Raw genomic sequence first — 23,730 nt, 5'->3', positions numbered from 1 at the left:
AAAAATCTTTTATGCTATTTGCATGTTTGTAGCTGTTTTCGTGCTTATTTTATTAAAAACTGATTGGCTTCCCTAGAAAAATATGGGCTTGCTGAGTCAGTTAATGACTCAGCAGGACGGCTTTTAAATTTTTTCAAGCGAATCCATGCCATATCCACAAAGACATATTAAAACTTTATCTATTTCATCTTTGTTATTACTGCTATGGTAAATTTCTTTTAACTCTTCTGATTGCTCATTAGAGTCAACATCATCATAAAACATTTCATATTGAATTTTTTCTATCAGGTTCATAGCATCCCCCTTAAATTTGCCCTTAATTGCTGACGGAGTTTATAAATTTCCTGCGTTTTTTTAATATATGCAGTCTCCAAAGATCTGATATAAGCTTTCTTTATTTTTGAACGAACGAACTTTAATTTAATTGCGCCAATAATTTTTATAATATTTTTAAACATTTCATCATCCTTTTTTATCAGTTAGTTGCAATGTTTCCTCCCTCACTTACAGAGAGAGGAACTAATCAGTATTAGAATCTAATGTTCTTTTATATAGGGTGCTATCAGTCGCAAAGTTATCTCAACAAAATCATCAAATAGTTTTAAACCATTACGAGCATTTATAATCATCATTGACTGCAAAGCTGTAATTGGCTCCATTGTGTCGATTAATATTTTTTTTGACTGTGTTAGTTCTCGCTCAGAAATGAGTAGTGGACAGTATCCGAATTTGACCTTAAAACCCTCTTTTATATATCGCCCATGCAAAAGCGCTTCATAGTCTTTAAAGTCGTCATCAGACATTTTCCAGGCATTGTCAGGATCGGTGATTATTTCCTTTGTTCTCTTATCCAGAGGCCGTAATTTCAGTAAAACCTCTCGCTGGATGCATTTGATCGTTGGCAATATGGTTTCATACCAAGCTTGTTGGGCTAAACAGTTTTTTGCAGCATTGATCATTGTGTGGGAGGGTTTGAAGTCTTTCGATAGGTTATTCATGATTGAATCCTTATGTTTTGTATTATGTTCCCAAGTGAACAAGTATATTATCTCAAATCATTATAAAATAGTCAATAAAATACATCTATTTTATTGACTATTTTTACAAGTAATCAAGAAGATCCTCAAAATCTTCTATCGTGTTTAAGATTTCAATTTCTTTGGTTGCCAGCTCTTGTGCCTCTTTCAAACTGGTAAGACCTTCAAAGCCCCAGATAATACGCCCATGTAGATCTTTGATGTCCATAATAAAATTACCATCTATCAATTCAAATATCGTTACATCAAACCCATCTTGCTCATAATCAAACGAATCAACGTATCTCATGTGCTACCCCCTTACAATTAAGTTACTATGCAAGCCTGTCGCCCTTAATACAGCAGGGCAACAGGCGAATAAGTTAAGCGTATTGCGAATAACTCAAGGTTCTACCATCCCAGATCGTGCCTAATTCACATGATGATATTTTTACCAAGCCATCGCGATTAATTCGCTTTCTAAAGGGACTCCCAATATAACTTGATGGAACAGGTTTGGTATTACCACTAAGGTAGCTACAAGGGGTTCGGGTTTGCTTTAACTCTTGAAGGACTAAGGTGCACTTGCCTACCAATTCAATAACTTCATAAAAATTAATATTGGTTTGCTCATATCCCCAGCAGGCATAAAAGATGGTGCCGACTTTGATATTGTGATTACTCATTTTTAACTCCTTATGTTTTGTTTTATGTTCCAAGTGAACAATTCCAGTATATTAAAAGGCTGCATCTTTGTCAACAAAAAACATCTATTTAATTGACGTTTTTTTATGTGTAATTATAAACATACTGATGCTTTTAAAATGGGGGTAAGACCAATAGCAGGTTCAATAATACAGTTCATAATGACACCTACCATTGCCATCTATTTTACGCTTTAAAATAGCAGCACTTCCGTTAATGCCATGCTTAACCAAATCTTTATTATATTGGGATAGTAACCCTAAAGCCTCATGATAGTGATCTGTATAGTACACATAGTTACCCTGTTCATCTGAAACAATATATTTATTCGAATGTGTCATTGTAAATACTCCTGATGTTTTAACTGTAAGCTAAAAGGCCACCTTTTCAGGTGGCCTTAAATTAATTTAATTTAATTTAAACATTGCTGCCCTTGCCCTGAAAAATGGACGCTTCCATATTTCTCCCGAATTGCACTCATGGAGTAGTTACCCAACGAACGAGAACGCTTTACATCAGATGGTCTAAAATACCAGCACGCCTTTTTAGGTGCCCATTTAAATCCTGCTTGTTTTAGTATTTCTTTGTGCGCTTTCGTGTTGCCTCTAACCCAAACCCAAGAGCCGCATATCTCAATTTTTAGGCCAAGACCGCTGATTTGATTTAAAGCGTCTGCCATTTCATCACCGTATTTGGCTGCATTGCTTGATACACTTGCCTTTCCGTCATAGTTTTTTAAAACATCATAGGCGACATTAACCATTTTCATGATTTCAAGGCCAGCAGGGTTTCTATCAGGATGGAATTTTGCGCAAGCTTTTTTATAAGCTGATTTGATATCGTTTTGTGAAATCTGGCCAGAAAGGCCAAGAATTTTTAGTGCATCGTATTGGTTCATGATTTTAATCCTTATGTTTTCTATTATGTTCCCAATTGAACAAGTCCATTGTGACAAAGCATGACAATTATGTCAATAAAAAACGTCTATTTTTTCGATGTTTTTTATCTATCTTTTAAGTTGACACTATTCCCCCGTTTTGATATTCTAAAAGTGGTCAATCGGACAATAAAAGAAAACCGGAGAATAATAGTGATTCAAATACAACAATCAAATCCACCGCTAGAACTTCCCTTATCCTGCAACGATTTATTTGATGTGATAAGAAGGCCGCAGATAAGCATTAGAAACAAAGACATTAAATACTCATATTCTGAATATTTAACACTTAAAGAGCCTATCGGCATTCATCTTGAACTGGATACCCTTATTTATTACCCAAGTCTTTGTAAGGCTTTAAGACAGCTTGAGGCATTAAGTTATGAAATAGAAATACCTTTGCACGACATCCCCACACTTAAAAATCAAGGTTTAGATGCCATAAGCAAAACACTAGATGCAATCAAAGAAAAATTATCAACTGCACGACAAAATAAAGCCTGCCTCGATGCGAAAGTAAATAACCTGGTCTATTTGTATGGGCAAGAAGAAAAAATGCCTGTTCTTCGTGATTTTAAGCCTTATTTCACCAGGAGGCAGGCTTATTATGGAAACAAGTTAACCATCGCAAGAAAGCTAAATATTTCAGGGGTTAATTATTATTTGCGATATCAAGGCGAAAGGTATGGCAAAACGAGCCACCTTTATAAACTTGATGAATATCACCTATTAAAAAAATACTTTGAGGCAACAAAATCCGATGATAAAGCCATTACCCCAAGAATGCGCTATCACTTGATTGGTGGATTTATTAATACCCCTATTTTTGCTTTTCGTGCCGCCAATGAATACAAACAATCCGGCAAAAAATATTATATCGACTTAAAAACCAACATCACTATGACCAGAGTATCTGAGGCAAGAAATATAGCCTGCCTTTACCAACCAGAACCTGAATTAATTTTATTGGAGAGAAAAAAATGAAAAAATTATTACGCCTTGAGGTTAAACAAAATTTACGTAGGCCGCCAAGGGTCTACGTAAAGTCGGCTGATTTGAAAACCAGTTATGGCTCATTTAATGTTGATAACATTGAGGGGTTTGATGGGTGGGACAAGCTTTCTATTGGCCAGAAAGTGGAGTTAAAGCAGTTTATGCAGAATGTTAAGGCCGTGTATGATCATCTTGCGCCCTCCCCTGCCAATGCACTAACAGATTTTCGCTTTCGCCTGCCTTATGAGTTTATGGAGCTTTTAGAGAGGATTGAAATCATTTGCCACGAAAATGATGTTGAGCTAAATATCTTTGACTCAATGATTACAAGTATCATCCAACAAATGAAAATTGCGGTTTCCAAGCTTTCAGGTGAGAGCAAAGAGCACGCACTAGAGTTGCTCGATAAGGCAAATCTTGCCCATTACCAAAAAATTGATTACAGCAACCAAATAAAAGCTATCTTTTCAGAATTACAAGCGGTTCATAATCGCTCAGAGAAATTGCATCAAAAGGCGATTAACTTATTCGATAAAGATAAGAGCTACTCACCAATGGCTATTAAGGGAATGGCACAAGGTGAAACAACGCCCTCGAAGTGGCTTGTTTCCTGCGCCATTGATATTTTGATCGATGAGCGTAAAGAATCTCTGGAATCAATGTTATCAGCAGATGATTTGTTTATGTTATGGGCGAAACCATTGCTGCAAAGCACGCTATCAAAAGAAAATATTTTTGATAGAGCAACCAGCATTGACAGCACAAACCAGATAAAAAATAAACTGCAAAAACTACAACAAATTTGAAAGGAGAATTGTATATAACTTGACAAAATGTCGCTTATATACGACAATTAACCATGAAAGAAATAAAACCTAAACAGATACGGTTCTATCAAACCAAATCAGGGAAAATTCCCTATAAAGAGTGGTTTGATGGATTAAAAGATTCCAAAGTCAGGCATCGAATACGTGCCAGATTGGATAGAGTTGAACTGGGAAACCTTGGTGATTATAAAATTTTATCCGATGGTGTTTCAGAGTTAAGGTTTGCGTTTGGTTCAGGATATCGTATTTATTTCGCCGAACAAGATGATTATTTCATCATTTTACTTTGCGGTGGCGATAAAAGTAGTCAGGAAAAAGACATTGATACCGCAAAACAATACTGGAATGATTTACAGGAGCGCTGTGATGAATAAAGACAAAATTTTACACAATACAGTTGATTACCATAGTGATCTGATTGCGTCATTGAAAGATCCAGAGGAAGCTTTTGGTTATTTACAAGTTGCCTTAGAAGAGTATCAAGAAGACAATAACCTGGAAGCTTTTTTGGTTGCCTTGAAAAACGTTGCCTCTGCTCAAGGTGGCATGACAAAACTTGCAAAAACAACCAAACTAAATAGACAAAATCTATATAAGATACTGTCAGAAAAAGGCAACCCTCGGCTGGATAATTTTGGAACCATTTTAAAAGGACTCGGATTTAAGCTTTCTATTGAGCCATATAATCATGCGCATTGATAGTTAGTGCTAAAAAAATTATCAAGGAAAAAAGATGGATAGGGATACCCCTTTTATAATGAAAAAGTATGCTGACATAAACAGCCTACCCATTTTTACATCTCTCAATGACAACAACTACACCTATGAACAAATTGAGGAAGGAGTAAATATTCCAGTTAGCAGAATAAGCCTGTGGCAAGACTTCCTTGAGCTTGTATCAAATCAATTGGTAAACCAAAAGAACTTAATATTTAGAGGACATCAAGACCCTCGATGGACATTAATTCCTACACTCAAAAGAACTCATAAATTCTTGAATGAAGAACAAACTAATAAAATTATTGAAACGTTTAAAAGTGCATTGCAAAACATCGAACATAACGATTTAAAACAATTAAATGACTTTACTGAAAATCAGCTTTGGGCATTAGGTAGACATTATGGGTTACCTACCCCGTTATTAGACTGGACTTATAATCCACTTATTGCATTGTATTTTGCTTATGAAGACAGGGCGAATTTGTTTCCTCAGCACGCCCTTTACATCATGGATTTTGAAAGAATTACAAGCGATAATTTAATTTTTTTCAATAACCAACCGCATCAAAATGAAAGAGAAAAAAAGCAAGAAGGTTGTTACATCAGGCTAAAACAGCATAAAAAGATTGAGGATATTATTTCTAAAGATAAAAATGCTCACTCTTATTTTAGAAAGATTTATATCAAGAAAAATGATCCGCGGAAGAGCCTTGACACACTTGAAAAACAACATCAAATATCAAAGTTAAATTTGTACCCCAATTCAATTGAAGGTGCAGTTGAATATTGCAAAACACAAATTCCAAGCCCTTATGAGGGCGGAGGCAAATTCCTTAAGATAAAATTTTAACTATAAGAAATACCTTACAATTCTTTAAAACCAAAATTACATGACAAATTTATTGCACATGCTAACATGAGAATACGAGGCGAGAAATTGAGACGATATCAAGGATAATGGGAACGCCCGAATACTGATGTATGTTCTCAATTCCGAACAAGATCAGTCAGTTGTTATGGCACATTACAAATCAAACTCGATATTGGTGACATTATCAATCACCGTGCGAAAACAAGAAACCACTTGTCAACCTGCCCCGCTCATATAAGTAAAGCTTAAAGATTAACTATAATTGTAGTAATAATTAAGGTTAGCAAAATATGACGACATCCGCGGACAACAGGGAGAATCAAAATACAACAAATAGCTTTATGCATTTGCATCCTGAAATAGCGCAAGAATGGCATCCAACAAAAAACAAAGATAAAATCTCAAACAAAATATCATCAGGAAGTAATATACTTTATTGGTGGCTTTGTCCCAAAGGCCATTCTTATCAACAAAGTGTTAAGAGTCGAACAAGAAAGAAATACCCCTCTAGCTGTCCTTATTGCTCTGGAAGAAAGGTTTGTCGAGACAATTGCTTATCCACTGTTTGTCCTGATATAGCCAAAGAATGGGATCACAAAAAAAATGGTGAGTTAAAACCTAGCGACATCACTAGGGGAAGCAATAAAAAAGTTTGGTGGTTATGTCCAAAAAAACATTCCTACAATGCTCAAATATTAAGTAGAACTAATGGAACTGGATGTCCTTACTGTGCTGGAAAAAGAGCCTATCATGATAATTGCTTATCAACACTTTACCCTGAAATAGCCAAAGAATGGCACTCAAATAAAAATGGCAAATTAACTCCAAATGATGTAACAAAGGCAAGTACAAAAAAAGTATGGTGGTTATGCCCTAAAAACCACTCTTACCAAGCGTCAATAGCTCAAAGAACTTATGGACATAACTGTCCAAAATGTTCAGGAAAGACTGCCTGTTATGATAACTGCATAGCAACACTTTACCCTGAAATAGCCAGAGAATGGCACCCTTCAAAAAATGGCAAATTGACACCAAATAAGGTTACAAAAGGGTCACATCAAAAAGTTTGGTGGGTGTGTCCAAAAGGGCACCAGTACCAAACCAAAGTTGTATATAGAACATTAAGTAATTCAAAATGTCCTTATTGCGCTGGGAGAAAAGTTTGTCATGATAACTGTTTAGCAACTTTATACCCCAAAATAGCAAAAGAGTGGGATCAAGAAAAAAACGGCTCTTTAACTCCTAATGATGTTACTAAATCTAGTTTTAAAAGAATCTGGTGGTGCTGCTCTAAGAAGCACTCGTTTCAATCTACGGTAGCTCAAAGAACACAAGGTAGGGGTTGCCCATATTGTTCGGGGAGAAAGCTATGCCAAGATAACTGTTTACAACAGGTTTATCCAGATATTGCCAGAGAATGGCACCCTTCAAAAAATGGCAAATTGACACCAAATGATGTTACAAAAGCTAGTGGAAAAGAAGTCTGGTGGAGGTGTCCAGATGGACATAGTTATTTTTGCGGCGTAAATCAAAGAGCGAAAGGAAATGGGTGTCCTTACTGCTCTGGCCATAAGACCTGCAAAGATAACTCTCTAGCATTATTGCTGCCAGATATTGCCAAAGAATGGCACCCTAAAAATAATCAGCCATTAACTCCTGACAACGTTACAAAAAAAAGTTCTTTAATAGTGTGGTGGAAATGTCCAAACAATCATGACTATGAAGCAAGGGTATATAGTCGGGCAATAGGGAGAGGTTGCCCATACTGCTCAGGCCACAAAGTAGACGTCAGTAATAGTTTGGCGACCTTAAGACCAGAATTAGCTAAAGAATGGCACCCAACTAAAAATAAATCCCTAACGCCTCAAACTATAACAATCGGCAGTGGTAAAAGAGTATGGTGGCTATGTGCTAATGGACATACATATCAGAAGTCTGTAAACAGGCGGACTTGCCCAAATCCAACAAATTGTCCTTACTGTTCAGGGAAAAAAGTATGTGAAGATAATTCCCTGGCAACAGTATGCCCTGATATAGCAAAAGAATGGCACCCCTCAAAAAATGGTAAATTAACTCCTGATGATTTCACAAAAGGAAGCGGTAAAAAAGTTTGGTGGTTATGTCCTAAAGGTCATGAATATTTTTCCTTGATAAAAAGCAGGACTCTAAAACTTAGCTCTTGCCCATATTGTTCCAATCAAACATCAAGGGCAGAAATTAGAGTTTTAACAGAGCTTTCATATATTTTTAAAGAAATAGAGTCTCGCCAAAAGCTCCATAAACAAGAAGTTGATGTATACATTCCAAAATACAAAGTAGGCATAGAATACGATGGTTCATATTACCATAGAGGCGATAAGCTACAAAAAGATCAAAACAAAAATGAAATATTATCAAATAAAGGAATTGAGTTAATTAGGATAAGAGAGCATCCTTTAAAGAAAATATCAAGGCATGATATTTCTCTTAAAAAATCATTAAATAAAAAGGATATTAATACCCTGCTGTTAAGGATAAAAAAACTAAAAAAATTACCAAATCATATTTTAGAAAAAATAAAAAACTATATAGCCCAAGAAAAATTTCAAAATGAAAGTGCTTATAGGGAATATCTAAGTTATTATCCATCGCCTCATCCCAAAGACTCACTTCTATTTCAAAAACCACACCTTGCCAAAGAATGGGACTATAATAAAAATTTCCCACTTCTCCCAGAAAGTTTTTCTCATGGCAGCATGTTCAAGGCATACTGGCTTTGTCCATCAAAGCACTCTTATAAAGCCAGCATTACAAAGCGTTCCCGAGGAAGAGGTTGCCCTTATTGTGCAAGAAAGAAAACGACAAAAATAACCTCCCTTGCTTCACAAGCCTCGAAACTTTCAGAAGAATGGCACCCATCAAAAAATGGCAACTTAACCCCAAAAGATGTTACAAGCGGTAGTAATAGAAAAGTATGGTGGTTATGCCCCAACAAGCATGAATATGAAGCGACTATTGTTAGACGCTTTGCCGGTAGAAAGTGCCCTTATTGCTCTGGAAGAAAAGTCTGTAAAGAAAATTCATTAGCACATTTATACCCTACCCTTGTAACAGAATGGCATCCTAAAAAAAACCATCCATTAACTCCTGAAAATGTAACCAGAGGCAGCCATCTAAAAGTTTGGTGGAAATGTCAGAATGGACATGACTATGAGGCCATTGTTAAAAATAAAGTTAAAGGGAGTAGATGCCCGTATTGCTTTGGGAGTAAGGCTTGTAAACAGAACTCTCTTGCCTCTTTGCATCCAAATATTGCTCAAGAATGGCACCCATCCAAAAATAAGGATCTAACACCAGATAAAATCACCTGTGGTAGTGGAAAAAAAATTTGGTGGATATGTCCTGAAAAACATGTTTACCAGGCAACCATTTTAAGCAGAACATATGGCTCAGCATGCCCTTATTGCTCGAATCACCGAGTATGTAAGGATAACAGCTTAGCAACTTTATACCCCAAAATAGCAAAAGAGTGGCACCCAGAAAAAAACAATGAACTAAAACCTACAGATATTACAAAAGGCAGCAACAAAAAAGTTTGGTGGTTATGTCCCGAGGGCCATGAGTATTATGCACAAGTTTATTCAAGAGTATCAGGTAGAAAGTGCCCTTATTGCTCTGGAAACAAAGCAACGCCAAAAAACTGTCTTGCATACCTATATCCTGATATCGCTAAAGAATGGCATCCAAGCAAGAATGGGAAGCTAACACCTAATGATGTTACTAAAGGTAGCAACAAAAGAATTTGGTGGTTCTGTCCAAATGGTCATAATTATGAAAGCACAATTAAGGCAAGAACTCGAACCAATAACAAAAATTTCTGCCCAGAATGTAGAAACAAATAATATGTATAGCGATACCATTACTACGATAGAGTTATTCTATCGATTTCACCATTCATAAATTTTTTTTCTTGCTTTGAGATGAATATGCTCGATCATTTCCATAAGCTCTTTCTTTTTATTAAACCAACGCCCGGGAGTGTAACTACCTTTTAAGGGGATCTTATATTCAACTTCTAAATAAAATCTTTAGCCTATTTGATAGGATGTTAATATGACAGACTGTTTGATTTGTCTTTTTCTTTACTGTTGAAACACTAGGCCAATCTACTGGCCACTCTTTATCCACTCCATCAATAATGGATATTTTATATATATCGCTATATTCAAGATCTTGAGGAATAGCTAACTTAAAATCTATTTTTTCTTGCTCATTAAGTGTTGTTTTAGGTACATTTAGTTCTAAAATTGCTTTTCTTTTTTTATAGTAATATGACTTTAGTATTCTCATCCAAAATTTTCTCGGTAAAACATAGACTTTTATTTTATTTATTTGAATAGGGGTTCGACCTGTTGAGCTTATAAAAATACGTACATCCAAATTATTAATAGTCGAATATTTAATCTGGGATTTACAAACTAAGTTGGGTTTATTCCTGTTGAATTCTTTAATTTTTAAAGTGATGCTAATTATCCCTAAAATAGTGCCAACCGTACCTGTAACCGCACCCCATATTGATAAAAAGAACATGGCTGTTAATCCTTAATATTTGGTTATTAGTGAAAATAAATTTATGATGGAATTACAATTTTAATTTTATCAATTATCTTAGATAACAGGACAATATATGACTATTAAGTTAAGATAACCAATTTACATTTTCTCATGAATTTAATGTACAATACGTCTTTTAAGCCAAAAACCCATCAAACATGTGCCAATTGGGAGCATCCAACACCATTGGTTGATGATATTAATAACGCTCTCCCTTACCCTATTGAAGCGTTCCCCTCTAATTTGCAAGACATTATTACGAAATACCACCAATACGGGAAACAACCTATTCCGTTAATTGCTGGAAGTTTACTTGCCAACATATCACTAGCCTGCCAATCAATGGCCAATGTAGCAAGAGACAAATATTTAAAAAGCCCTGTATCCTTATACTTTCTAATGGTGGCCAACTCCGGTGAGCGCAAATCAGCCATTGACAACCTTTTTTCAAAACCAGTCAGATCTTGGGAAAAATCATTTCGACGAAAGCGAGAAAGCGAAGTTAAAACAGCCATGACTTTACATCATGCCTGGCAGATGGAACGTGACGGTTTATTATCTCAAATTAAACGATGCTCTTTTTCTGGTGAAGATGCTGAACACTTAAAGTTTCAACTTGCTTTCTTAGTTGATCAGGAACCTGAAATACCGCTTTTACCCACGCTATATTTCGAGGATGCAACCCAGGAAGCCCTAGCAGTACATCTTGCCAATGGCTGGCCGAGTGCTTCTCTTTGGTCGGACGAAGCAGGGATTGTTCTGGGAAGCCACAGTATGCAGTCCAACCCTACCCGTTTTGTGGCACTTTTAAACCGTTTGTGGGATGGAAAGACATTTACAGCACACAGAAAAACAAGCCAAAGTTTTATGATTCAAAACAGAAGGCTAACATTAAATTTAATGATGCAGCCATTGTTATTGCAACAATTAAGCTCCCAAGCCACAGGGATTCACAGACAAAGTGGGTTCCTGGCACGGTGCTTAATGGCTTATCCAAAAAGCTCGATGGGTAATCGATTTTACCAGGAGCCACCCAAGGATTTTGGCTATCTTGAAAGCTTGGAAAATCGATTACAAGACTGCTTGAATGTTTCCAAACAACTGACTCAGGCAGGTTGCATTAACCTCCCTACCCTGCATATGGGAGCTGATGCTAAAAAACACTGGATTCATTTTTTCAATGAAACAGAAAGTGGCGTATCCGATCACGGTCAATGGTCAAACATCAAAGACTTTGCCTCCAAAGCTCCTGAAAATGCAGCAAGACTCGCAGCTTTGTTTCATTTGTATTCAGGAAGTGAGGGTGATATACGTTCAGAACATATGGAGCAGGCTATTGCCATTATCAGCTGGCACCTGTTTGAAACCAGACGAATATTCAGCATTCAGTCAGAAAAAGAAGAAATACTGGAAGCCCAGCGTTTGCTGGATTGGCTGATAACCCATGATAAGCATCAAACCACGCCCAGAGAAATTCAGCAATTTAGCCCCATACGGGATAAACAAGCACGTGATGAGGCGTTGGAATTACTTGCAAACCACAATTACATCCGAATTAATAAGCAAAACCAGAAAACGGTGGTTAAATTGAACCCTTATGCCATGTAGGGGTTGATTAGCTGAAAAGCTCACTATGAGAGCCAAGCCTAGCAAGTCTTAAAATATCACCATCTAGTTTACGGTAAATCAAAAGCAAATCAGGTTTAATATGACACTCTCTATAACCAGCCCAATTGCCGCTTAAGTCATGGTCACGATAACGAACATCCAAGGCTTCGTCCTTCATTAAGACAACCAGAACCATTTTTAATTCTGACTCAAGGACATCTCGATACCTGCCTTTTAATTCTCGCTTATAGTCTTTTTTAAATTTAGTGGAGCGCTCAATCGTCCGCATTCAGATCATCCATCAAGGAATCAATACTGCTGAATTTTTTACCCTTGCCCGCTTCAAGTTCACGTATGGCATCACGGGTTGCCTTATTAGGAACCCTGACTTCAAAAGGCATGCGCTTTTCATCGGCAATACGCAACATCAACAGACGAATGGCATCGGATACTGACAACCCCATGGCCTCTAATGCATCGGCTGCTCGCATTTTGGTTTCTGAATCGATTCTGGCGCGTACATAAGTATCTACATTAGCCATGTTATTTCTCCGAAAATCTATATATTATTATTGTAGTCTCATTGTGACTACAGATCAAGAATTATTGAAATCCGATTTTAATTTTTGTTACTGCTACATTGCTACATCTGCTACACATTCAAAAGAGGTCTAACAATCTACAAAGTTAGACCTCTTGGAATTTAAATGATGAGGATTAAATAAAATAAAGATAAAATGTTAGTAGAATGATTTAATCAATGACTCTTGATAAATGACAAGATGCTTTTTTCGCTTCTTTCAAAAGCGCTTCCCAACCATCAGGAGGATTTCCTTTATTTAACATTTTTTCAAAAACTTTATAAGCATCTGTTTTGCTATCATATGCCCTTTTATTTTTTTCATTATTCACCCAAGCATATACAATAACCTTGGACTCTGAGTGATATCTGAAAAATAGACGATATTGTTGAAAAAATTTTGCCCTATACCAGTGCTTATGCTCCCTTCCCAAAGTTGATCCTTGACGATATTCTGGTAGCGTTGGATCTTGCGGAATTATTTCAAAAGCCAATTTATTAATTGCTGCTAATCGCTTGGTGGCATTTTTATTCTTATAATTGACTGGATCTTTTTTCTTAAGTTTCTCGACTTGGTTTATTAAGCCTTCATATTCATCCATAAACATCGGGTGCACGAATATAGTCCAGCCATTTACAGTAATGGTGTTACTTGATGTCAAACTTAGTCTTCCTCATCAGATAATGGTTCATCCAAATTAACATCTATGTCTGAAACCAGTGTTGATACATAAGAAACCAATTCGTTGTTAACAGTCTTTAAATGAGCGGGGTGCTTAGATATATCCTCAGCCAAGAAATGTAAGAACTCAGAAAGAACAGGATCAGTATCATTGTTTTCAGCGCGGGATAAAACAACACTCCCATCAGATTGAATGGTATATCGAATTTTGGCTCGTTTATTCAAATGCAGCGCTTTTCTAATGGGTTCAGGAACTGTCGTTTGATAACGATCAGTTAATGTTGATTCGCTGACTATAATGGAATTATTCATAAGCTACTCCAAAATAAGATTATATTGTATATAGTAATGCAACTGCATTACCTTGTCAAGGTAATTCGGTTTTTAGCTCTTGATGGTCAGCTTTTTTGTATAACAAATAACGCTCGTTTATACGCATTTATTTTGTTAATTCAAAACACTTCATTTTTATTATCATAACTGTATAATTATAAATATATTATAACGTTATATATTAACGAAGCTAAATTTTGGTAAATTTATGAACAAAATCATTGCCTATATTCGAACCTCAACAGATAAGCAAGATTTAAACAACCAAAAGCTGGAGATTTTTGAATACGCAAAAAAACAACAATTTCAAATTAGTAGTTTTATTGAAATGTCTGCATCGAGCAGAAAAACAAGCAAAGAAAGACGCATTGATGAGATGATGTTCGCTTTAAACAATGCTGATATATTAATAGTAACTGAGTTAAGTCGGTTAGGAAGAAGCACTGCGGAAGTAATCGGTCTTATAAATGAGTTATTGAAAAAAAAGGTGCGTGTTATTGTCATCAAACAACAACTGGATATTAAACAACACGACATGACCTCAAAAGTAATGATTACATTATTCTCATTGTTTTCTGAACTTGAAAGAGATTTAATTAGTTTAAGAACAAAAGAAGCGCTGGCTAGTAAAAAAAGGCAAGGCATAAGGCTTGGAAAACCCAAAGGCACAATACAAAAAAGTAAATTTGATAAGGATGTTGAAAAAATAAAGGAACTATTGAATTTAGGATTATCGGTTAGAAAAATTGCTAATTTCTTAGGATACACCAATCACATTGGGCTTAATAACTACGTAAGAAAAAGAAATCTACGTAATAAAGAAAATCAGGCATAGAATTTTGAATCTTTTGCCCTGTGTAATTTAAAATGAATAGGAAAGTTGATGCATAGGATGCACAAGATAAATAAATACAGATTAATTTTGTTTGTAATTGGGCTCACATCAGTCTGGAGCGCTTCATTTGCTAACGCTTTGAGTTTAAAGCAAGCGGAAAATCTTGCTATTGAGCACTCAACAGAACTCCAATCTTTAAGAGCAAAAAATGAATCCTTATACCAGGCTGCAATTGCTGCAAATCAATCCCCAGACCCAAGCCTTTTCGGGGGAACACTAAACGTTCCTGTTGATACCTTTAAGTTTAACCAAGAACCCATGACGCAAATTCAAATAGGCCTTAGTCAATATATTCCTAGAGGAAAAAGCCTAAAGTTTGGCTCACAAGAGAAAAGTTGCTTGGCCAAGGCTGAATTTTTTAAGTTGCAAAGCATGCGCTTAGATATTCTTCAAAAAGTACGCTTAAGTTGGCTTCACTTATTTTACTGGCAACAAGCAAGAACCATTGTAGTAAAAGAAAAGGCTATTTTTAAAGAATTACTTGAAGTCGCCAAATCTATGCTGGCCAATAATAAAGCGCAACAAAAGGATGTGATTCGAGCACAATTGGAACTCTCTGAATTAGACAATCGGTTGATTCAAATCGATGAACAAATTCAAACAGCCAGGTTTCAATTGGCACGCTGGATAAGTGAATCCAATGCGCATAAAGCACAAGCCTCAAATCTGCCTCTATGGCCTTCACTGCCAGCAAAGCAAAAATTATTGAACGCCGTACAACAGCATCCCGAATTAAAAACTGATTCAGCAACGATTTCTGCATTTCAAGCTAAAGTGCACTTGGCTCTTGAGCAATATAAACCAGGTTTTAATGTCAATGTCGGGTATGGATTTCGACAGGGGCGCGGAATTGATGGGCGAAAGTGGCCGGACTTTTTAACAGCCACTGTTAATATGGATTTACCTGTATTTACTCAAAATAGGCAGGATAAAAGCTTAAAATCAAGCCAAGATAACTTACTGGCTTCTGAAAAAGACCGAATGAGTCACTATCGAAACTTAAGAGAATACCTCAATATTCAATACAATATCTGGCAGCAACAACAAAAAAGCACGCAATTATTTATAGGCTCATTGATTCCACAAGCCAATCAATATGCTAAAGCCACTATGACGGCATATCAAAATTTTCAAACCGATTTTCCAACGCTGGCCAGGGCCTACGTTCGTCAATTAAACACAGAATTAGAAGCATTAAAGGTTAAGGTTGACAGGGATGCGGCTCGCATAAACCTTCTATATTTACAGGGAAAATAATATGAAGCGCAGAATCATTGAGGTATTGGTTTTAATTATCGTTTTTTTAGCAGGCATGTTTTTCTTCCACTTTTGGCAATCAACTAAAGTTTCAAGCCATTCAAAAACAGAGCGGAAAGTTTTGTATTGGGTTGCGCCCATGGATTCAAACTATCGAAGAGATAAACCCGGCAAATCGCCGATGGGCATGGATTTGGTTCCTGTCTATGAGGATAAAAACACGCAAGACAAAGACACCATTCAGATTTCCTCATCGGTTGTTAATAATCTAGGGGTTAAAACAGCAAAAGTTTCCAAACAAAATTTGTCGCGCATAGTAAAAACTGTTGGATATGTCACGGTTGATGAAAACAATATTGAACATATTCATACTTTTGCTGATGGTTGGATTAAAGAACAATTTGTCAAAGCAACCGGTGAACAAGTCAAGCAAGGTCAACTATTGATGACACTATACTCACCAACACTAAATAATGCGCAAGAAGAATTGATAATAGCGCTTAAAAATAATAACAGGGCCTTAATTGAGGCCGGCAAAAAGAAACTAATTACATTGGGTATGGCCGAATCACAAATAAAACAACTGATAACTTCTCGAAAGTTGATGGAGCAAGTTAAAATTTTTGCCAGTCAAAGTGGCATTGTTTCAAAAATAAACGTACGTGAAGGTCAGTTTGTAAAGCCAGACACTGAATTACTTAGCATTGAGGACTTATCTAAAATATGGATAATCGCCGAAGTTTTTGAATATCAATCTGACTGGATAAAACAAAATCAAGCAGCCATTGCAACACTTCCCTATCTACCCGGAAAAACTTGGCAAGGTGTTGTTGATTATATTTACCCAAGACTTGATGCCAAAACACATACCTTAAGGGTAAGACTGGTTTTTCCAAATCCAGATTTCACCCTTAAACCAAACATGTATACGAATGTAAAAATTATTAGCAACCCGATTGAAAACACCCTGGTTATTCCTAAGCTTTCACTGATAAGAACGGGCGACAATGATAGAGTCATTGTGTCACTAGGTAAAGGACGTTTTAGAGCACAGCCAGTAGCCATTGGTATCGAGTCAGGAAATTTTTATCAAGTATTATCTGGACTTAAGGGAGATGAGGAAGTCGTTACCTCCGCGCAATTTTTAATTGACTCTGAATCAAATATGAAAGCAGCCATTAACCGAATTGATGACAAGAAAAATATCAAATCTAAGGACCCTAAAAGCATTAAAACCGAACACATTGGTATGGGTAGTATTAAAGCGATTGATATAGAAAATCATCAAATTACGATTTTTCATCAACCCATTTCCTCATTAGATATGGGAGAAATGGTGATGACAATACCCGTAGCTAAAGACGTTTCATTAACATCAGCCAAAGTTGGCGATTCAATTCACTTTATTATGATAAAAAATGAAAAAGGCTTTGTGATCACCAAACTTCACATCATGCATAATATGTCACATGGAAAGGATAAAAAATGATAGCAAAAACCATTGAGTGGTCTATAAAAAATCGTTTTTTAGTCCTAATCATAACATTACTAATCGCAGCAAGTGGTATCTATTCGCTACTAAAAACACCAGTTGATGCTATTCCTGATTTATCGGACGTCCAGGTCATTATTAAAACCTCATACCCAGGGCAAGCACCCCAAGTTGTGGAAGATCAGGTTACCTATCCTCTGGCCACAGCAATGCTTGCTGTACCAGGAGCGGTAACGGTAAGAGCTTATTCTTATTTTGGTGATTCCTATATCTATATCATTTTTAAAGATGGCACTGACTTATACTGGGCCCGGTCTCGTGTTTTAGAGTATTTAAATCAGGTTGCAGGACAATTACCTTCAGGAGCAACACCTCAGCTTGGCCCAGATGCAACAGGGGTTGGTTGGGTTTATCAATATGCGCTTATTGATAAAAGTGGCAGACATGATTTATCTGAACTGACAACGTTGCAAAACTGGTTGTTGAAATTTGAATTACAAACCGTTCCTGGTGTTTCCGAGGTTGCCACCGTTGGCGGTATGGTAAAGCAATACCAAGTGGTATTAGAGCCAGATAAAATAAGGGCCTATGGTATTCCTTTAGAAAAAGTAAAAAACGCCATTAAAAATGCCAACAGTGAAATTGGCGGCTCAGTCATTGAAATGGGCGAGGCTGAGTATATGGTACGTACAGATGGTTATATCCAAAGTATCAAAGCATTAAAAAACATTCCTCTTGGAATGAATGAGCATGGCACACCCATTTTATTATCCAATGTAGCTCAAATAACCTTAGGCCCTGAAATGCGCCGAGGAATAGGTGAACTTAATGGACAGGGTGAAGCTGTTGGCGGGATAATTGTTATGCGTCAAGGAGAAAATGCGCTAACAACCATAAAAGCCGTTAAAAATAAACTAACAAGTTTGCAATCAAGCCTACCTAAAGGCGTTTCCATTGTTGAAACATATAACCGCTCAAGCTTAATTTATCGTGCCATTGATACGTTAAAATCAAAATTAATAGAAGAAACCATAGTTGTGATATTGGTCTGTTTTTTATTCCTTTTTCATTTTCGATCTTCTCTAGTCGTTGTGGTAAGCCTACCCCTTGGTATCTTATGTGCTTTTATCGTTATGTATGCGCAAGGGATTAATGCGAATATCATGTCTTTAGGTGGGATTGCCATAGCCATTGGTGCAATGGTTGATGCCACTATTGTTATGATTGAGAATGTTCACAAACATATTGAAAAAAATCCAATAACTAAAGAAAACCGCTGGCAAATTATTCAAGAAGCCTCATTAGAAGTTGGTCCGCCGCTATTTTTTTCATTGCTTATTATCACCTTAAGCTTTTTGCCCGTGTTTGCACTGCAAGCACAAGAAGGACGTTTATTTGCGCCTTTGGCGTATACAAAAACTTACGCTATGGCAGCTGCTGCTGGACTTTCAATCACATTGGTTCCAGTGCTTATGGGCTATTTTATCCGGGGTAAAATTCTACCAGAAGACAAAAACCCCATTAATCGTTTTTTGATAGCAACCTATCGCCCAATCATTAATGCCATATTAAAGGCTCCAAAAACCATTCTTGGTGTCACGCTCTTTTTAGTTCTAGTAAGTTATTGGCCACTGGTTCATTTAGGCTCTGAGTTTATGCCTGAATTAGATGAAGGTGATTGGATGTATATGCCAACAACACTACCTGGTGTTTCAATCGGAAAAGCACGGCAAATCCTTCAACAAACAGACAAATTAATTAAAAGCGTTCCTGAAGTTGAAACGGTTTATGGCAAAATTGGTCGTGCTCAAACAGCTACCGATCCAGCACCACTTACTATGATTGAAACGGTGGTTCAATTTAAACCGAAAAATAAATGGCGGCAAGGGTTAACCAAAGAGAAGTTAAAAGAAGAGCTTAATCGGTTGGTGCAACTACCAGGTCTTACTAATGCCTGGGTCATGCCCATTAAAACACGCATTGATATGCTTGCAACGGGCATTAAAACGCCTGTTGGTATTAAAATTTCAGGCCCTTCATTGGATGAGCTGCAAAAAATTGGAGAAAATCTTGAGCAAATTCTAAAAAATGTACCTGGTACTGCTTCTGTTTATGCTGATAGGGCTGCTGGTGGTCGGTATGTTAACATTAAAATTAACCGAAAAGCCGCTTCTCGTTATGGATTAAACATCAAAGACATTCAAGAAGTTGTTAGTACAGCCATTGGCGGCATGAATGTCACCCAGACAATTGAAGGTCGCGAAAGATACCCAGTTAATCTTCGTTATCCTCAATCTGAACGGGATTCAGTGGAAAACATAAAATCACTACCCATCATTTCCCCATCGGGCGCTCACATACCTCTAATGGCGGTAGCTGACGTATCCATTGATGATGGAGCGCCTATGATAAAAAGTGAGGATGCGCGCTTAACCAGTTGGGTGCTTGTTGATTTAAATGATTCAGACATTGGTTCATATATTAAACGCGCTAAAAAAGCGATAGAACAAAACTTAAACCTTAAATCAGGTTATAGTTTAAGTTTTTCAGGGCAATATGAATATATGCAGCGAGCAAAAGAACGACTGATGCTTGTTGGCCCAGTCACGCTCTTAATCATCATGTTATTGTTATATCTAAACTTTAGACATGTTGGCGAAGTGCTATTGATATTATTAACTTTACCTTTGGCTTTGACAGGTGGCATATGGCTGTTGTACGTATTAAATTACAATCTGTCTGTTGCTGTAGGCGTTGGATTTATTTCCCTGAGTGGTGTTGCGGTTGAAATAGGAGTTGTCATGCTGGTGTATTTAAATCAAGCGTTGCAACAAGCCACCGACAACTGCAAACAGTTAAACAAAAAAATTAGCGATAAAGACATCAAAGATGCTGTTGTTAAAGGAGCATTATTAAGGGTTCGTCCAATCATCATGACGGTATCTGCTATCATAGGTGGATTATTACCCATCATGATAACAGCAGGCACGGGTTCTGAAGTGATGAGGCGTATTGCTGCCCCTATGATTGGCGGCATGGTAAGTGCGACCATCCTGACTTTAGTGGTCATCCCTGCAATATTTTTATTATGGAAACAAAAGCAAATTAAATATTAGAGATATGCAATGAACCAGGTATTAGAACTTTGGCATCAATCAGCTATAACAACTCTAGGATTATTCTGGATGGCATTTTGGGCATTCGGCTTGGGGTATCTTATCAGCAGCATGATTCAGGTGTTTGTTACCAAAGAGCGCATGCAAAACACTATGGGTGATACGGGGTTTAAAAGTATTGGGTTAGGTACGTTTTTTGGCTTCATCTCTAGTTCATGCTCTTTTGCAGCCCTTGCAACAACCCGCTCTTTATTTAGCAAAGGGGCAGGATTAATCCCCTCATTAGCATTTTTATTAGCTTCTACTAATTTAGTGATTGAGTTAGGAATTGTGATAGCTGTTTTTTTAAGTTGGCAGTTTGTTGTAGGCGAATATGTTGGAGGCTTATTACTCATTCTTTTGATGTGGGGATTAGTTCGTATTAGCCTTAATAAAAAAATGGAGGAAAATGCTCGAAAACATGCCCAAAAGCTTGATCAAAGCGAAACAAAGAATGAATCCAATGACTGGAAGGCGCTAATCTTAAGTAAACAAGGGTGGTCTCAGGTAGCAAACCAATATGCCATGGAATGGAAAATGGTTTGGAAAGACCTCACCATAGGCTTTAGCGTTGCAGGTATTATTGCCGTTTTTGTTCCAAAGGCTTTTTTTGAAACGTTGTTTGTTGGTTCTTCCGTATCCAATCCTGCGTTTTGGCAAGTGTTTACTCAAAGTCTCATTGGACCAATTGCTGCTTTTTTTACCTTCATTGGCTCGATGGGTAATATTCCATTAGCTGCCGTTTTATACAGTAATGGGGTTAGTTATGCTGGGATTATGGCATTCATATTCAGTGATTTAATCGTATTTCCCGTATTGAGAATTCAGGCAAAATACTACGGTTGGAAAATGGCTTTATATATCATGGCGGTTTTTATCACTATTTTAGTACTGACATCGATAATCTTGCATTACGGCTTTGCTTTGTTTTCTTTGTTACCCAATCCAGGTCAAGTTCAAAGCTTATCCCAAAGAAGTTATTTTGATATCAACTATGGTTTCTATCTTAACTGCATTTTCATTTTATTAAGCATCGTTTTTGCTGTTTGGTATATGTCAAATACTAAAACAAAAAAGGCTAACAGCTCGGTAATTGAAAAAATATTGTTTTTCTTTGCAATGGTTGCTATTGCCTGGCTAGTAGTTGGGATATTTATATAAAATTATCTAGCTTGTATACTATTTCTATCTAATATGACCATTAAAAACGATTTTTGGCTATATTTTATATATGAATATGAATGAAAAAATCATTTTGCAATTATTTAAAGAGCAAATGTTAAAACAAAATACCTTGCGCAAAAATTTTCATCTATCTATAAATGATGTTTGTGAGATATTACATCCAAAAACTACACAAGAATGCGCATCAAATCATCAATTAATTGATGATTGCGTGAACCATGGATATCTTGAACCCGCTAAATCTTCATTAACAGCTTTTCCTAAACAAGATTTATATACCATATCTGTACTTGGCCTAATTAAGTTGGATGATGAATAAATCTATTCCATTTCTCCCATATTTAACTTGTTATTGATAAACCATTTTTTCTAGACTATGGTTTATGAAGTTCATTCAATTTAAAACAAAGGAGTGTCAAAATGCACCATAAAGAATGTATACAGTCATGTCTTGACTGCCTAAAAGCCTGCGAGGCCTGTGCTTACCAATGCTGTATTGGAAACGATTCTCACCTTGAATGTTTTAAGCTTTGCACCACTTGTGCTGATATCTGCAATCTATGCGCTAGAATTTGTATGCGCGGAGATATGCCATTTTGTAAAGAAATTTGCGAGCTTTGCGCTAAAATTTGCGATGCATGTGCTGTTGAGTGTGAAAAACACGATGAAGAGTTATGCAAAGCTTGCGCTAAAGCTTGTCGCGAATGCGCTGAAGCCTGCCGAAAGTGATGCTAAAATAATCATCATTTTGTATCGCATGAAACTTTCTCATGCCACACTAGGTTTTTATTAAATAATTTTCATCAACAATAACACCAGGCCAATAAGTCAGAATATATGATTGTTTAATGATTGCTCAACAAGTGAGCGTTGACAAAGTTGGTTTTTATAAAAATCATCCATATAAAATCAAACCATTTTCGTTGGAATTATTCTATTATTGCTTTTATCTAGTCGATATATACCAAGCTAAAATCAATTCAGGGTTGCGCTCCTGGCTATTTAGTGGATTTTTCAAATTCCAAGGTAGAATGCTTAATTTGAAAGCTATCAGTGAGCAAATTTTTTATCTCTTTTTTTAATGACTCGGTATCAATATTTTTTTCAACAACAACATGTGCTTCAAGTGCATTTAACTGTTCATTGACTTGCCAAACATGCACATGGTGTATTTCTTTTACACCTTCTAACTGCTCTACGCCGGTTATAATATCGGAAATATCGATATGATAAGGAGCTCCTTCCATTAATAAATGAATAGCTTTGGGGATTTCACGAAGCCCCTGCCATAACACATAAGCAGCAATGGTAATGGTTACCGCAGTATCGACCCATAACCAATCATACAAAAGGATAAATATACCGGCAACGATCACACCAACAGAAGCTAAGGCGTCCGTTAGATTGTGTAAAAATGCCGCTGTAAAATTCATGCTTTTTTTATAAAATTTATAGGTGAGTATGGCCGTTATTGTATCTACTACCAGAGCAACGATGGCGATGACTACCACCACCCAGCCAGAAATGGGTTGTGGAGAAATAAATCGAACGATTGCCTCATAAACCAAATACAACCCAATAAGAATCAAAGTCGTAAAATTAATAAGTGCTGCGATGGTCTCTGCCCTTTGATAACCAAATGTTTTTGACAAATCAGGCTTTTTCTGACCAATTTTGACAGCTAAAAGTGCTATCAAGAGCGATGCGGCGTCACTGAAATTATGCAACGCATCCGATATCAGTGACAAACTTCCGGAGACAAGGCCACCTACAACCTGAGCAAGGGTTAACATCATATTGACGAAAACAGAAAAATATAATCTTTTCTGCTTTGAGGCTGTAACGCTTGTCTGATTGTCAGCTTGATTCATGTGGCGGCTC

At 36.7% G+C, this 23,730-nt stretch carries 27 protein-coding genes; 14 read left to right on the top strand and 13 right to left on the bottom strand.

Going from position 1 to position 23,730, the window contains the following annotated elements; all coding sequences use genetic code 11:
* Positions 1 to 123 precede the first annotated feature (123 nt).
* The 7 genes from E1O41_RS11805 to E1O41_RS10160 form a co-directional block, all read right to left on the bottom strand.
* A complete protein-coding gene (locus tag E1O41_RS11805) occupies positions 124 to 294 on the bottom strand; it encodes a hypothetical protein (RefSeq protein ID WP_165481175.1) in 171 nt (56 codons plus the stop codon).
* Positions 291 to 458 (bottom strand): hypothetical protein, encoded by a 168-nt coding sequence (locus E1O41_RS11800; RefSeq protein WP_165481174.1) that lies wholly within the window; start codon positions 456 to 458, stop codon positions 291 to 293. Before E1O41_RS11800 ends, E1O41_RS11805 begins: the two co-directional genes overlap by 4 nt.
* Positions 459 to 536: 78 nt before the next feature.
* Positions 537 to 998 (bottom strand): hypothetical protein, encoded by a 462-nt coding sequence (locus tag E1O41_RS10180; protein WP_131777224.1) that lies wholly within the window; start codon positions 996 to 998, stop codon positions 537 to 539.
* A gap of 103 nt (positions 999 to 1,101) precedes the next feature.
* A complete protein-coding gene (locus E1O41_RS10175) occupies positions 1,102 to 1,326 on the bottom strand; it encodes a hypothetical protein (RefSeq protein ID WP_131777223.1) in 225 nt (74 codons plus the stop codon).
* Positions 1,327 to 1,399: 73 nt separating this feature from the next.
* Positions 1,400 to 1,702 carry a hypothetical protein gene (locus tag E1O41_RS10170; RefSeq protein WP_131777222.1) on the bottom strand — a complete coding sequence of 101 codons (303 nt, stop codon included), beginning with the start codon at positions 1,700 to 1,702 and terminating at the stop codon, positions 1,400 to 1,402.
* 162 nt (positions 1,703 to 1,864) lie between these two features.
* A complete protein-coding gene (locus E1O41_RS10165) occupies positions 1,865 to 2,062 on the bottom strand; it encodes a hypothetical protein (RefSeq protein ID WP_131777221.1) in 198 nt (65 codons plus the stop codon).
* Positions 2,063 to 2,133: 71 nt separating this feature from the next.
* Positions 2,134 to 2,619, bottom strand: a complete 486-nt coding sequence (locus tag E1O41_RS10160; RefSeq protein WP_131777220.1) for a J domain-containing protein — start codon at positions 2,617 to 2,619, stop codon at positions 2,134 to 2,136.
* Between the two features lie 192 nt (positions 2,620 to 2,811).
* Between E1O41_RS10160 and E1O41_RS10155 the strand changes: the two genes are divergently transcribed.
* From E1O41_RS10155 to E1O41_RS10130, 6 genes are all read left to right on the top strand, one after another.
* The gene (locus E1O41_RS10155) at positions 2,812 to 3,642 is read left to right on the top strand and encodes a hypothetical protein (RefSeq protein WP_131777219.1); all 831 of its coding nucleotides are present in this window, start codon (positions 2,812 to 2,814) and stop codon (positions 3,640 to 3,642) included.
* Positions 3,639 to 4,457, top strand: a complete 819-nt coding sequence (locus tag E1O41_RS10150; RefSeq protein WP_131777218.1) for a hypothetical protein — start codon at positions 3,639 to 3,641, stop codon at positions 4,455 to 4,457. The genes E1O41_RS10155 and E1O41_RS10150 overlap by 4 nt, the downstream gene beginning before the upstream one ends.
* A 53-nt stretch (positions 4,458 to 4,510) precedes the next feature.
* Positions 4,511 to 4,852, top strand: coding sequence for a type II toxin-antitoxin system RelE/ParE family toxin (locus E1O41_RS10145; RefSeq protein WP_131777217.1), 342 nt, complete (start codon positions 4,511 to 4,513; stop codon positions 4,850 to 4,852).
* Positions 4,845 to 5,177, top strand: coding sequence for a helix-turn-helix domain-containing transcriptional regulator (locus E1O41_RS10140; RefSeq protein ID WP_131777216.1), 333 nt, complete (start codon positions 4,845 to 4,847; stop codon positions 5,175 to 5,177). Before E1O41_RS10145 ends, E1O41_RS10140 begins: the two co-directional genes overlap by 8 nt.
* Before the next feature lie 34 nt (positions 5,178 to 5,211).
* Entirely contained in the window at positions 5,212 to 6,048 is an 837-nt protein-coding gene (locus tag E1O41_RS11855) for an FRG domain-containing protein (protein WP_188668247.1), read from the top strand.
* Positions 6,049 to 6,359: 311 nt separating this feature from the next.
* Positions 6,360 to 9,950 carry a zinc-ribbon domain-containing protein gene (locus E1O41_RS10130; RefSeq protein ID WP_131777215.1) on the top strand — a complete coding sequence of 1,197 codons (3,591 nt, stop codon included), beginning with the start codon at positions 6,360 to 6,362 and terminating at the stop codon, positions 9,948 to 9,950.
* A gap of 166 nt (positions 9,951 to 10,116) precedes the next feature.
* On the opposite strand, the gene E1O41_RS10125 is transcribed toward E1O41_RS10130, so the two are convergent.
* The gene (locus E1O41_RS10125; RefSeq protein ID WP_229669376.1) at positions 10,117 to 10,638 is read right to left on the bottom strand and encodes a hypothetical protein; all 522 of its coding nucleotides are present in this window, start codon (positions 10,636 to 10,638) and stop codon (positions 10,117 to 10,119) included.
* Positions 10,639 to 10,782: 144 nt separating this feature from the next.
* Between E1O41_RS10125 and E1O41_RS10120 the strand changes: the two genes are divergently transcribed.
* A complete protein-coding gene (locus E1O41_RS10120) occupies positions 10,783 to 12,270 on the top strand; it encodes a YfjI family protein (RefSeq protein WP_242603906.1) in 1,488 nt (495 codons plus the stop codon).
* 7 nt (positions 12,271 to 12,277) lie between these two features.
* Here the strand turns inward: E1O41_RS10120 and E1O41_RS10115 are convergent, their stop codons facing one another.
* The 4 genes from E1O41_RS10115 to E1O41_RS10100 all read right to left on the bottom strand — a co-directional run bounded on the left by E1O41_RS10115 (position 12,278) and on the right by E1O41_RS10100 (position 13,844).
* Complete coding sequence (locus tag E1O41_RS10115) at positions 12,278 to 12,559, bottom strand: type II toxin-antitoxin system YafQ family toxin (protein ID WP_131777213.1); 282 nt, start codon at positions 12,557 to 12,559, stop codon at positions 12,278 to 12,280.
* Positions 12,546 to 12,812 (bottom strand): type II toxin-antitoxin system RelB/DinJ family antitoxin, encoded by a 267-nt coding sequence (locus E1O41_RS10110; RefSeq protein WP_131777212.1) that lies wholly within the window; start codon positions 12,810 to 12,812, stop codon positions 12,546 to 12,548. The genes E1O41_RS10115 and E1O41_RS10110 overlap by 14 nt, the downstream gene beginning before the upstream one ends.
* 211 nt (positions 12,813 to 13,023) lie before the next feature.
* Positions 13,024 to 13,467, bottom strand: coding sequence for a type II toxin-antitoxin system YhaV family toxin (locus E1O41_RS10105; RefSeq protein WP_268237679.1), 444 nt, complete (start codon positions 13,465 to 13,467; stop codon positions 13,024 to 13,026).
* 47 nt (positions 13,468 to 13,514) lie between these two features.
* Positions 13,515 to 13,844, bottom strand: a complete 330-nt coding sequence (locus tag E1O41_RS10100) for a type II toxin-antitoxin system PrlF family antitoxin (RefSeq protein WP_131777210.1) — start codon at positions 13,842 to 13,844, stop codon at positions 13,515 to 13,517.
* A 229-nt stretch (positions 13,845 to 14,073) separates the two neighbouring features.
* On the opposite strand from E1O41_RS10100, the gene E1O41_RS10095 reads away from it, so the two are divergent.
* The 7 genes from E1O41_RS10095 (at position 14,074) to E1O41_RS11995 (ending at position 22,578) form a co-directional block, all read left to right on the top strand.
* A complete protein-coding gene (locus tag E1O41_RS10095; RefSeq protein WP_131777209.1) occupies positions 14,074 to 14,700 on the top strand; it encodes a recombinase family protein in 627 nt (208 codons plus the stop codon).
* 57 nt (positions 14,701 to 14,757) lie between these two features.
* Positions 14,758 to 16,017: a TolC family protein gene (locus E1O41_RS10090; RefSeq protein ID WP_165481173.1), complete on the top strand. Its 1,260-nt coding sequence runs from the start codon at positions 14,758 to 14,760 to the stop codon at positions 16,015 to 16,017.
* A gap of 1 nt (position 16,018) precedes the next feature.
* On the top strand, positions 16,019 to 17,506 hold the full coding sequence (locus tag E1O41_RS10085; protein ID WP_131777207.1) for an efflux RND transporter periplasmic adaptor subunit: 1,488 nt from the start codon (positions 16,019 to 16,021) through the stop codon (positions 17,504 to 17,506).
* Positions 17,503 to 20,625, top strand: a complete 3,123-nt coding sequence (locus tag E1O41_RS10080; protein ID WP_131777206.1) for an efflux RND transporter permease subunit — start codon at positions 17,503 to 17,505, stop codon at positions 20,623 to 20,625. The genes E1O41_RS10085 and E1O41_RS10080 overlap by 4 nt, the downstream gene beginning before the upstream one ends.
* A 9-nt stretch (positions 20,626 to 20,634) precedes the next feature.
* The gene (locus E1O41_RS10075) at positions 20,635 to 21,825 is read left to right on the top strand and encodes a permease (RefSeq protein WP_131777205.1); all 1,191 of its coding nucleotides are present in this window, start codon (positions 20,635 to 20,637) and stop codon (positions 21,823 to 21,825) included.
* Positions 21,826 to 21,901: 76 nt separating this feature from the next.
* Complete coding sequence (locus E1O41_RS10070) at positions 21,902 to 22,168, top strand: hypothetical protein (protein WP_131777204.1); 267 nt, start codon at positions 21,902 to 21,904, stop codon at positions 22,166 to 22,168.
* Between the two features lie 101 nt (positions 22,169 to 22,269).
* A complete protein-coding gene (locus E1O41_RS11995) occupies positions 22,270 to 22,578 on the top strand; it encodes a four-helix bundle copper-binding protein (protein ID WP_131777203.1) in 309 nt (102 codons plus the stop codon).
* Positions 22,579 to 22,847: 269 nt separating this feature from the next.
* On the opposite strand, the gene E1O41_RS10060 is transcribed toward E1O41_RS11995, so the two are convergent.
* Positions 22,848 to 23,720: a cation diffusion facilitator family transporter gene (locus E1O41_RS10060; protein WP_131777202.1), complete on the bottom strand. Its 873-nt coding sequence runs from the start codon at positions 23,718 to 23,720 to the stop codon at positions 22,848 to 22,850.
* Positions 23,721 to 23,730: the final 10 nt, after the last annotated feature.

Source organism: Legionella impletisoli (assembly GCF_900639875.1).
Classification (GTDB): Bacteria; Pseudomonadota; Gammaproteobacteria; order Legionellales; family Legionellaceae; genus Legionella_A; species Legionella_A impletisoli.
Note: the sequence above shows the minus strand (reverse complement) of the source record. Positions and strands in the feature narration are given on the sequence as shown.

Bases quoted from the DNA above. Each gene is read 5' to 3' on its own strand.
- E1O41_RS11995 (WP_131777203.1), top strand. From the start codon at position 22,270: ATGCACCATAAAGAATGTATACAGTCATGTCTTGACTGCCTAAAAGCC.
- E1O41_RS10180 (WP_131777224.1), bottom strand. From the start codon at position 998: ATGAATAACCTATCGAAAGACTTCAAACCCTCCCACACAATGATCAAT.
- E1O41_RS11805 (WP_165481175.1), bottom strand. From the start codon at position 294: ATGAACCTGATAGAAAAAATTCAATATGAAATGTTTTATGATGATGTT.
- E1O41_RS10120 (WP_242603906.1), top strand. From the start codon at position 10,783: ATGTACAATACGTCTTTTAAGCCAAAAACCCATCAAACATGTGCCAAT.
- E1O41_RS10110 (WP_131777212.1), bottom strand. From the start codon at position 12,812: ATGGCTAATGTAGATACTTATGTACGCGCCAGAATCGATTCAGAAACC.
- E1O41_RS10070 (WP_131777204.1), top strand. From the start codon at position 21,902: ATGAATGAAAAAATCATTTTGCAATTATTTAAAGAGCAAATGTTAAAA.
- E1O41_RS10090 (WP_165481173.1), top strand. From the start codon at position 14,758: ATGCACAAGATAAATAAATACAGATTAATTTTGTTTGTAATTGGGCTC.
- E1O41_RS10100 (WP_131777210.1), bottom strand. From the start codon at position 13,844: ATGAATAATTCCATTATAGTCAGCGAATCAACATTAACTGATCGTTAT.
- E1O41_RS10060 (WP_131777202.1), bottom strand. From the start codon at position 23,720: ATGAATCAAGCTGACAATCAGACAAGCGTTACAGCCTCAAAGCAGAAA.
- E1O41_RS10085 (WP_131777207.1), top strand. From the start codon at position 16,019: ATGAAGCGCAGAATCATTGAGGTATTGGTTTTAATTATCGTTTTTTTA.
- E1O41_RS10165 (WP_131777221.1), bottom strand. From the start codon at position 2,062: ATGACACATTCGAATAAATATATTGTTTCAGATGAACAGGGTAACTAT.
- E1O41_RS10095 (WP_131777209.1), top strand. From the start codon at position 14,074: ATGAACAAAATCATTGCCTATATTCGAACCTCAACAGATAAGCAAGAT.
- E1O41_RS10160 (WP_131777220.1), bottom strand. From the start codon at position 2,619: ATGAACCAATACGATGCACTAAAAATTCTTGGCCTTTCTGGCCAGATT.
- E1O41_RS10145 (WP_131777217.1), top strand. From the start codon at position 4,511: ATGAAAGAAATAAAACCTAAACAGATACGGTTCTATCAAACCAAATCA.
- E1O41_RS11855 (WP_188668247.1), top strand. From the start codon at position 5,212: ATGGATAGGGATACCCCTTTTATAATGAAAAAGTATGCTGACATAAAC.
- E1O41_RS10175 (WP_131777223.1), bottom strand. From the start codon at position 1,326: ATGAGATACGTTGATTCGTTTGATTATGAGCAAGATGGGTTTGATGTA.
- E1O41_RS10150 (WP_131777218.1), top strand. From the start codon at position 3,639: ATGAAAAAATTATTACGCCTTGAGGTTAAACAAAATTTACGTAGGCCG.
- E1O41_RS10125 (WP_229669376.1), bottom strand. From the start codon at position 10,638: ATGTTCTTTTTATCAATATGGGGTGCGGTTACAGGTACGGTTGGCACT.
- E1O41_RS11800 (WP_165481174.1), bottom strand. From the start codon at position 458: ATGTTTAAAAATATTATAAAAATTATTGGCGCAATTAAATTAAAGTTC.
- E1O41_RS10075 (WP_131777205.1), top strand. From the start codon at position 20,635: ATGAACCAGGTATTAGAACTTTGGCATCAATCAGCTATAACAACTCTA.
- E1O41_RS10140 (WP_131777216.1), top strand. From the start codon at position 4,845: ATGAATAAAGACAAAATTTTACACAATACAGTTGATTACCATAGTGAT.
- E1O41_RS10130 (WP_131777215.1), top strand. From the start codon at position 6,360: ATGACGACATCCGCGGACAACAGGGAGAATCAAAATACAACAAATAGC.
- E1O41_RS10170 (WP_131777222.1), bottom strand. From the start codon at position 1,702: ATGAGTAATCACAATATCAAAGTCGGCACCATCTTTTATGCCTGCTGG.
- E1O41_RS10080 (WP_131777206.1), top strand. From the start codon at position 17,503: ATGATAGCAAAAACCATTGAGTGGTCTATAAAAAATCGTTTTTTAGTC.
- E1O41_RS10115 (WP_131777213.1), bottom strand. From the start codon at position 12,559: ATGCGGACGATTGAGCGCTCCACTAAATTTAAAAAAGACTATAAGCGA.